Consider the following 7,941-nt stretch of genomic DNA (forward strand, 5'->3'; position numbering starts at 1 on the left):
CATCGAACCGATGCCCGAGCCTACGCCCGACCCGGCCGCGGGTGGTGCTGCCGGGGGCCCTCCCGCGTCGCGGCAGGTGCTCGGCGCGGCTCTCGGTGCCACCCAGGTGCCCATGGCCCTGCTGCACGCCACGCGCACCGGCGCGCACGTCGTGTGGGTCAACGACGCGCTCGCGCAGGCCCTCGGCCACGCCCCGCAGGACCTCGTCGGCGTCGACGTGCTGGCCGACCCGCGCGTGCGGCCGAGCGACCCGGACGCCGTCCGGGCGGTCTCGCGCGGCCCGTCGACGCACCCCGTGGTGCTGCGGCGCGGCGACGGTGCCGACGTGCGCTGCGTCGTGCACGTCTCGCCCGTGCCGCCGGGGCCCGGCGTGCCCGGCGGCACGTTCGTCGCGGCCGTCCAGGACCTCACGGCCGAGCTCACCGCGTCGGCCGAGCAGGCGGCGCTCGTGGCCGAGGAGCGCCGCGAGCGACGGAGCCTGTCGCTCATCGCGCGGGTCTCCGACCTGCTGATGGACGTCGACGAGCCGCACGGCCTGCGGGAGATCGCGAACCTGCTGGAGTCGCAGGTGGTCGACCGTGCGCACTTCTTCCTGTACGACCACGGGCTGTGGTCCGCCGACGGCCTCGAGGCCGGCCGCGGCGGTGCGGTGCGGCACCACGGCCCGTCCGGGCGGCTGCTGTCGCGCTGCCCCCTGGACCCCGTCGGCCAGCTGCTGTCCGGTGCGCGCGACGGCCTCGTCGAGCTCGACCTGGCCGCCGACCACCCCGAGGGCACCTACTCGCAGTGGCTGTCCCGCACCCTCGCCGCGGAGGGGTCGGGCCGGGCCGACGGGCCGGACGGCGGCGACCGCGTGGTCGTGCAGCCCGTCCCCGGGCGGCGCCGCACCGTCGGCATCCTCGTCGTGCGTCCGCACGGTGGCGGCGGGCGCGCCGCGCTGGGGGCGTCGGAGCGCACGGTCGTCGAGCTCGTCGCGCGCCGCGTCGGGCTGTCCATCGACAACGTGCGCCTGTACGACCGCGAGCACCGCCTGGCGGAGACGCTGCAGCGCGCGATGCTGCCGGAGCAGGCCGAGGTCGACGGTCTCGACGTGTGGACGTACTACTCGCCCAACGCCGACGACGCGCAGGTCGGCGGCGACTGGTACGACGTGCTGCAGATCGACCCGCAGACGGTCAGCGTCGTCATCGGCGACGTCGTGGGGCACGACGTCGAGGCGGCCGCCACGATGGGTCAGCTGCGGTCGGTCGTGCGGTCCTACGCCTTCGACATCACGACGCCCGGGCCCGTGCTGGACCGCGTCGACCAGCTCTTCGGCGGCATGCGGATCCCGCGCGCCGCCAGCATGGTGTACTCCGCGCTGCGGCGCGACGACGCGGGCGGGTGGGTGCTGCAGTACGCGCGCGCCGGCCACCTGCCCCTGCTGCTGGTGCGCGACGGGCACGCCGAGCACCTGCGCGGGACCGGCGGCCGCCTCGTGGGCTTCGGCTCCGGCGGGCGCGCGACGGACGAGGTCGTGCTGGGGCCGGGCGACGTCGTCGTGTACTACACCGACGGCCTCGTCGAGCGGCGCGACCGCAGCCTGCGCGACGGGCTGACGGTGCTCGAGGCGGTCGCCGCGGCCGTCACCGCGCAGGACGCGGCCGGGATCGGCGAGGACCTGCTCTCACGGCTCGCCGACCACCCGGAGGACGACGTCGCGGTGGTCGTGCTGCGCGTGCCGGGCACGGACGACCACCTGGCGGGTGCCGTCAGCCCGCGTCGGCGGCGCTGGGCGCTGCCGAGCGAGCCGGCGTCGATCGGGCGCGCGCGGCACGCCGTGGTGCGCACGTGCGAGGCGTGGGAGATGCCCGACGCGGCGAACGCCGAGCTGATCGTGTCCGAGCTGGTCGCGAACGCGGTGCTGCACGGCTGGGGCCACGTCGCCCTGCAGCTGTACGACACCGGCGACGGTCTGCGCATCGAGGTGGAGGACGACAACCCCACGCCGCCCGTCACGACCGACGGGCACCCCGGGCGCGTCGGCGGGTTCGGGATGCAGATCGTCGAACGGCTCGCCGACTGGGGCTGGCGGCAGTCACGCGGCGGCAAGGTCGTGTGGGCGAAGGTGCGCCCCGGCTCGCTGCCCTCCCCGTCCCGGCGCGCGTAGCGTCCGACCCTCGCGGGAGGGGTGGCGGCTCAGGCAGGGGCGGGCGCGCCCTCGGGGCTGCTCGGGATCTCGGCGCCCAGCTCGCAGTGGTGGTCAGCGTCGATGCGGAACAGCTCGAGCGCCCCGCAGATCTCCAGGACGAACAGGTCGCGGTCCGCCGCACCCCGCAGGACCGTCGCGCCACCGCGTCGGCGGCCCGCGTCGGCGAGCGAGATGAGGAACGCCGCGCCCGTGGAGTCCATGAACGTCACGCGGCACATGTCGATGACGAGCAGCTGCCGGCGCAGCCCCACGACGCGGGCGGTCACCTCGGGGAACTGCTCCCGCTCGGCGAGGTCGAGGTCACCGGCGACGAGCAGCGTGGTGGTGGTGGAGGACGTCGAGATCTCGATCATGGCTGTCCTGTGCTCGAGCCGGCCGGGGGGAGGGTGCCGCGGGGGACGCGTGCTGGTCGACCGTTCGACTCTAACGGCGGCGCCCCGGGGCGGCGACCGCACGTCCGGGTCGCGTGGGTTGGTCCGGGTGCGCCCGGACCGCGGCGGGGCGGCCCGGTGCGAGACTGGCGCGATGACCCACGAGAACCTCCTCGACGGCCCTGCCCCGACGCTGCTGCCCGCCGACGGACCCGACGCGACGGCACGCGCCGCGCTCGCGTCCGGCGCGGACCCTCGCGAGGTGGTGCCCGCGGCGCCGGCGTCCTCGCTGGTCTGGGCGCTGCTGGCCGAGCGTGCCGACGACCCGGTCGCCGCCTACGCCTACGCGCGCACCGGCTACCACCGCGGCCTGGACGCGCTGCGCGGTGCCGGGTGGCGCGGACGCGGCCCGGTCCCCGTCGCGCACGAGCCGAACCAGGGGTTCCTGCGCGCGCTGCTCGCGCTCGCGACCGCGGCGGACGCACTGGGCGAGACGGCGGAGGCCGAGCGCTGCCGGCAGTTCCTGCAGGACTGCGGGACGTCGGCCGACGAGGTGGCCGCGCTGCGCTGACGGGGTGGACGCGCCGGGCCCGCCCCGTGGGCGGGTCCGCGGTCCGGCGCGCGCCTCCGGTACCCTTCGGCGAGGTACGCGTCACTGCCGCGCGTCCTCGGGTCACCCGCGCCGCGAGCCCGCTCGCGCCCGTCTGCGGGCGGAGCCCTACTGCAGGCAGCGGGAAGTGGTGATCGTCATGCCGGCCGTCGTGGTGCTCGGGGCGCAGTGGGGCGACGAGGGCAAGGGGAAGGCTACCGACCAGCTCGGCGACCGCACCGACGTCGTCGTCAAGTTCAACGGCGGCAACAACGCGGGGCACACGGTCGTCATCGAGGGCGAGAAGTACGCCCTGCACCTGCTGCCGTCCGGCATCCTCACGCCCGGCGTCGTCCCGGTGATCGCCAACGGCGTCGTCATCGACATCGAGGTGCTGTTCGAGGAGATCGACGCGCTCGAGGCGCGGGGCGTCGACACGTCCCGCCTGCTGGTGTCGTCGGCCGCGCACGTCATCGCGCCGTACAACCGCACGATGGACAAGGTCGCGGAGCGGTTCCTCGGCAAGCGCCGCATCGGCACGACGGGCCGCGGCATCGGCCCGACGTACGCCGACAAGATCAACCGCATCGGCATCCGCGTGCAGGACCTCTTCGACGAGGGCATCCTGCGCCAGAAGGTCGAGGGCGCGCTGGACCAGAAGAACCACCTGCTGGTCAAGGTCTACAACCGCCGCGCCATCACGGTCGAGGAGACGCTGGACGACCTGCTGCGGCACGCCGAGCGGCTGCGCCCGTTCGTCGCCGACACGCCCCAGTACCTCAACCGGGCGCTGGACGAGGACAAGACGCTGGTCTTCGAGGCCGGGCAGGCGACCATGCTCGACGTCGACCACGGCACGTACCCGTTCGTCACGTCGTCCGCCTGCACGGCGGGCGGCGCGTGCACGGGCTCGGGCGTCGGGCCGACGCGCATCGACCGGGTCGTGGCCGTCGCCAAGGCGTACACCACGCGCGTGGGTGAGGGGCCGTTCCCGACCGAGCTGCTCGACGACGACGGCGAGTGGCTGCGCCAGACGGGCGGCGAGTTCGGCACCACGACGGGCCGCCCGCGCCGCACCGGCTGGTACGACGCGGTCGTCGTGCGGTACGCGTCGCTGGTCAACGGCCTGACGGACCTCGTGGTGACCAAGCTCGACGTGCTCACGGGACGCGAGCGCGTGCCGGTCTGCGTCGCGTACGACGTGGACGGCCGGCGCGTCGAGGACATGCCGATCGACCAGAGCGACTTCCACCACGCCCGCCCGGTGTACGAGTACCTCGACGGCTGGAGCGAGGACATCTCCGGGGCGCGGGACTTCGACGACCTGCCGAAGGCCGCGCAGCGCTACCTGCACTTCCTGGAGGAGGTGTCCGGCACCCGGATCTCCTCGGTGGGCGTCGGGCCGGGCCGCGAGGCGACGATCATCCGGCACGAGCTGCTCGTCTGATCGGCGGACGCGCGGCGGGAGGCCGCGCGCGCGGCCGGTAGGGTCGTGCGCCGTGGAGATCCTCGTCGTCGGCACCGGTGCCCGTGAGCACGCCCTGGCCCGCACGCTGTCGCTCGACCCCGGTGTGACCGGGGTGCACGTGGCCCCGGGCAACCCCGGGATCGCGCAGCGCGCGACGCTGCACGCGGTCGACCCGCTCGACGGCGAGGCCGTCGCGGCGCTCGCGCGGTCGCTCGGCGTCGACCTCGTCGTCGTGGGGCCCGAGGCGCCGCTCGTCGCGGGCGTCGCCGACGCCGTGCGCGCGGCCGGCATCCCCGTGTTCGGGCCGTCGGCGCAGGCTGCGCGGCTCGAGGGGTCGAAGTCGTTCGCCAAGGACGTGATGGCCGCGGCCGGCGTGCCGACGGCCGCCGCGCACGTCGCGACGACGCTCGACGAGGTCGCGGCTGCGCTGGACGCGTTCGGCGCGCCGTACGTCGTCAAGGAGGACGGGCTCGCCGCGGGCAAGGGCGTCGTCGTCACGGACGACCGCGAGGCGGCGCTCGCCCACGCGGCCGCGTGCCTGGCGAAGGAGGGCGGCAGCGTGGTCGTCGAGGAGTACCTCGACGGCCCGGAGGTCTCCCTGTTCGTGCTGTGCGACGGCACCGACGTGGTCCCGCTGGTGCCCGCGCAGGACTTCAAGCGCGCGCTCGACGGTGACCAGGGCCCCAACACCGGCGGCATGGGCGCCTACTCACCGCTGCCGTGGGCGCCCGAGGGACTCGTCGACGAGGTCGTCGAGACGGTCGCGCGTCCGACGGTCGCCGAGATGGCGCGGCGCGGCACCCCCTTCGTCGGCGTCCTGTACTGCGGCCTGGCGCTGACGAGCCGTGGCCTGCGCGTCGTGGAGTTCAACGCGAGGTTCGGCGACCCGGAGACGCAGGTCGTGCTCGCACGGCTGGCGTCGCCCCTCGCCGACGTGCTGCTCGCCGCGGCGCAGGGGCGCCTCGCCGAGCTCGAGCCCCTGCACTGGCGCGCCGACGCCGCGGTCACGGTCGTCGTCGCGTCCGCCGGCTACCCGGGGGAGATCCGGACCGGTGACCCGATCACGGGCCTGGACGCGGCCGAGACGGTGCCCGGGGTCCACGTCCTGCACGCCGGCACGGCCGTGCGCACGACCGGTGACGACCCGGAGAACCCCCTGAACGACCCGCTGCTGGTGTCGGCGGGCGGCCGCGTGCTGTCCGTGGTGGGCGTGGGGGAGACTCTTGCGGAGGCGCGCCGCGCCGCGTACGTCGCGGTCGACCAGGTCAACCTCGCGGGGGCGCAGCACCGGACCGACATCGCGCTGGCCGTCAGCGAGGCGGCAGCGGGGTAGCACGGCGGGCCGACCGGGTGTCACCCGTGCGTGTCGCACGGTGTGCACCGTGCGGCGACGTACCGGGACATTGGCGACCGGCTACGGGCGAACGGGGACGAACGTCCTGGTGGGGGGCCCTTTCTGCGGGATCCTTCCGCAGAACCCCGCCCCCGTCCCCGGAGCTGACATGACCTTCCGCCTCACCGGCCGCCGACGCGCGCGCGCCGCCGCCGTGCTGACGCTCGCGCTCGCCGCGATGATCGTCCCCACGGCCGCTCACGCGAGCGAGACCCCCGGGGGCACCCGGATCGATCCCGTGCCGCTGCCCATCGCGACGCTCGACGAGTCGTTCGTGGCGTCCAACGCCCACGTCGACTCGGACCGGGGCACGGGCCAGTACCGCAACAACGTCGCGTGGTACTCGCTCACGCCGGCCGCGGACGTCGCGGTGTCGATCCGCGCCACGTCGCTCGAGCCGTTCTGGGACAACACGCTCGAGGTCTGGGCCGGCGACGTGATGGTCGGGCAGGTCGACGACCGCAACGACCTCGACGCCGCGTTCGTCGTGGACCTCGAGGCCGGGACGACGTACCTCATCGGACTCGGCTCGTACAGCCGCACCGGGGGGGAGGACTGGTTCGTCAAGGGCTCCGCGAGGCTCACGTTCTCCACGCGCGTCCCGTCCGCGCCCACCGGCCTCGTGGGCACGCCGCTCGACGGCGGCGTCGCGCTCGCCTGGACCGCACCCACGGACCTCGCGGGTGGCATCGACACCTACGAGGTGCTGTGCGCGGCTGCCGGCGAGGAGGAGGACTGGTGCGACACCCTCCAGGGCTGGGACCCCGAGACCGCGGTCACGGTCCGGGGTCTGACGAACGGTGAGCCGTACACGTTCCGCGTCGTCGCGACCAACCTGCTCGGCGAGTCCGAGGCGTCCGCGCCCGTGACCGTCACGCCGCAGGTCCCCACCACCACGACCGTCACGGTCGACCCCGCCGAGCTCGCGGCGGGCCAGACGTTCGACGTGCGCGTCGAGGTCGCCGAGCAGCCGGACGCGGGCGACGACGAGGAGGAGAACCGGAGCCGCGCGGAGGGCCCGCTGGACGAGGGGACGTCCACCCGCCCCGCCGTCGGGACCGTCGACGTCACCGTCGGCGACACGTCCTACGACGACCTCGAGCTCGTGGACGGCGTCGCGGTCGTCGACGGCGTCGTCGCGACCGGTGGCACGCTGACGATCACGGCCCGGTACGCGGGCTCCGACGAGGTGCAGGCGTCGTCCGGCACGCTCGAGCTCGACGTCGCGCGGCTCGCCGACTCCGTGACGCTCGAGGTCTCCGACCTGATCCTCGGCCAGCAGGTCCGGCCCGTCACGACGTCCGCGTCCGGCCTGCCGGTGACGCTCGGCGCGACCGGTGCGTGCACCGCCGCGGACGGGGTCCTCACGGGGACCGGTGCGGGTGACTGCGTCGTCACCGCGAGCACGGCGGGCGACCGGGACACGCAGCCGGCGACGGCGACCGCGACGGTCCGGGTGACCGTCGCCGACGCCGCCCTCGGCATCGACCTCGCCGCACGGCCCGGCGACCGCGTCGCCGGCACCGTGGTCACGGCCACGGGCCAGGGCCTGCAGCCCGGCTCCGAGGTGACGCTCGTCGTGCACTCGACGCCGCGCACGTTCGCGACGGGCGTCGTGGGCGCCGACGGCACGATCGTCCTGGCGGGCGACCTGCCCGCGGGCCTCGAGGTCGGCGCGCACCGCGTCGTCGTGAACGCCGTGGCGTTCGACGGGACCGTCCTGACCAGCGAGGTCGCGTTCACGGTCGCGTCGGACGGCACGTTCCTGGCGATCGGTGGCGTGCCCGCCGTGCTCGCGGTGACCGGCGCGGAGCCGGCCGGCGCGGCCGGTCTCGCGGCGGCGTGGATCGTGCTGGGTGCCGGGCTGGTCCTCGTCGCCCGCCGGCGCGCGCCCGCCTGACCCGGACGCACGCAGGGCACGGGGCGGGG

The 7,941-nt window shown here is 75.4% G+C and carries 6 protein-coding genes; 5 read left to right on the top strand and 1 reads right to left on the bottom strand.

Features of this window, described 5'->3' with window-relative positions; all coding sequences use genetic code 11:
* The first annotated feature begins 10 nt into the window (after positions 1 to 10).
* Positions 11 to 2,149, top strand: coding sequence for a SpoIIE family protein phosphatase (locus tag H9657_RS09370; protein ID WP_191782697.1), 2,139 nt, complete (start codon positions 11 to 13; stop codon positions 2,147 to 2,149).
* A 29-nt stretch (positions 2,150 to 2,178) separates the two neighbouring features.
* Here H9657_RS09370 and H9657_RS09375 read toward each other — a convergent pair whose 3' ends face one another.
* Positions 2,179 to 2,544 (bottom strand): STAS domain-containing protein, encoded by a 366-nt coding sequence (locus tag H9657_RS09375; protein ID WP_191782699.1) that lies wholly within the window; start codon positions 2,542 to 2,544, stop codon positions 2,179 to 2,181.
* A gap of 172 nt (positions 2,545 to 2,716) precedes the next feature.
* On the opposite strand from H9657_RS09375, the gene H9657_RS09380 reads away from it, so the two are divergent.
* The 4 genes from H9657_RS09380 to H9657_RS09395 all read left to right on the top strand — a co-directional run bounded on the left by H9657_RS09380 (position 2,717) and on the right by H9657_RS09395 (position 7,912).
* Positions 2,717 to 3,133, top strand: a complete 417-nt coding sequence (locus tag H9657_RS09380; RefSeq protein WP_191782701.1) for a DUF3151 domain-containing protein — start codon at positions 2,717 to 2,719, stop codon at positions 3,131 to 3,133.
* Between the two features lie 178 nt (positions 3,134 to 3,311).
* The gene (locus H9657_RS09385; protein ID WP_191782703.1) at positions 3,312 to 4,598 is read left to right on the top strand and encodes an adenylosuccinate synthase; all 1,287 of its coding nucleotides are present in this window, start codon (positions 3,312 to 3,314) and stop codon (positions 4,596 to 4,598) included.
* A gap of 52 nt (positions 4,599 to 4,650) precedes the next feature.
* Entirely contained in the window at positions 4,651 to 5,952 is a 1,302-nt protein-coding gene (gene purD / locus H9657_RS09390; RefSeq protein ID WP_191782704.1) for a phosphoribosylamine--glycine ligase, read from the top strand.
* A 169-nt stretch (positions 5,953 to 6,121) separates the two neighbouring features.
* Entirely contained in the window at positions 6,122 to 7,912 is a 1,791-nt protein-coding gene (locus H9657_RS09395) for a fibronectin type III domain-containing protein (RefSeq protein WP_191782706.1), read from the top strand.
* The last annotated feature ends 29 nt before the right edge of the window (positions 7,913 to 7,941 follow it).

This window comes from Cellulomonas avistercoris (assembly GCF_014836445.1).
Classification (GTDB): Bacteria; Actinomycetota; Actinomycetes; order Actinomycetales; family Cellulomonadaceae; genus Cellulomonas; species Cellulomonas avistercoris.

What these genes read in the sequence shown, in the direction of transcription:
- H9657_RS09370 (WP_191782697.1), top strand. Translation starts at nt 11, where the DNA reads ATGCCCGAGCCTACGCCCGACCCGGCCGCGGGTGGTGCTGCCGGGGGC.
- H9657_RS09375 (WP_191782699.1), bottom strand. Translation starts at nt 2,544, where the DNA reads ATGATCGAGATCTCGACGTCCTCCACCACCACCACGCTGCTCGTCGCC.
- H9657_RS09380 (WP_191782701.1), top strand. Translation starts at nt 2,717, where the DNA reads ATGACCCACGAGAACCTCCTCGACGGCCCTGCCCCGACGCTGCTGCCC.
- H9657_RS09385 (WP_191782703.1), top strand. Translation starts at nt 3,312, where the DNA reads ATGCCGGCCGTCGTGGTGCTCGGGGCGCAGTGGGGCGACGAGGGCAAG.
- H9657_RS09395 (WP_191782706.1), top strand. Translation starts at nt 6,122, where the DNA reads ATGACCTTCCGCCTCACCGGCCGCCGACGCGCGCGCGCCGCCGCCGTG.